This is a genomic window from Roseateles sp. P5_B10 (assembly GCF_056400485.1).
The window spans coordinates 1-569 of record NZ_JBFULE010001657.1 but is presented as its reverse complement, the minus strand read 5'-3'; the positions used below and the strand labels follow the sequence as shown (position 1 = coordinate 569).

At 65.7% G+C, this 569-nt stretch carries 1 pseudogene; it reads left to right on the top strand.

Annotated features, from left to right (window positions below):
- Positions 1–108: 108 nt before the first annotated feature.
- Positions 109–569 (top strand): annotated as a pseudogene (locus tag AC1DU6_RS35165) (hypothetical protein); the annotation flags it as partial.

Here is a 569-nt window from a genome sequence, read left to right as displayed (position 1 = left end):
ATGTACAAGGGATGAACGCAAAATGCCGTTTGGCGGTGCACGCAATATGACGCTATCGTGGCACCCATGGCGAGACTCGCGAGTGGTCCGTCGAGGAGTTCGAAGACTATGAAATTGCTGCTGATTGCCGGGATCGGGGTCATTCTGGCGGGCCTTGCCGCGATCGGCTTCGGCATTCCGGTCAAGGAATTCGGCTTCGGCAATACCCTGATCCTGACCGGAACGGTCGGGGCCTGCACCGGCTTGATCATGGTGAGCATGGCGCTCGCCGTCGGCGAGCTGAAGAAGTTTGGGCCACAGGGCGAGATCGATGAACCGGTTCCGTCGCCCCGGCTGCCGCGCCGGGAACTGAAACTGCCGCCGGTTCCGGGGGAGGACGCAGAGGAGGCGGATGACGCGCCCGCGCCGGCCCCGCTGTTCAGCCGTGACCAGCCGGCCGCGCGACCTGCCGTTCCGGAGCCAGGTGTTCCCCCGTGGCAGGACGAAGTGCTGCGCGACCGCGAGCGGCTTGCGTCCGCTGCCGCCGAGGCACCGGTGCCTGAGGAGCCGAAGCGTCGCAATCTGCTGTT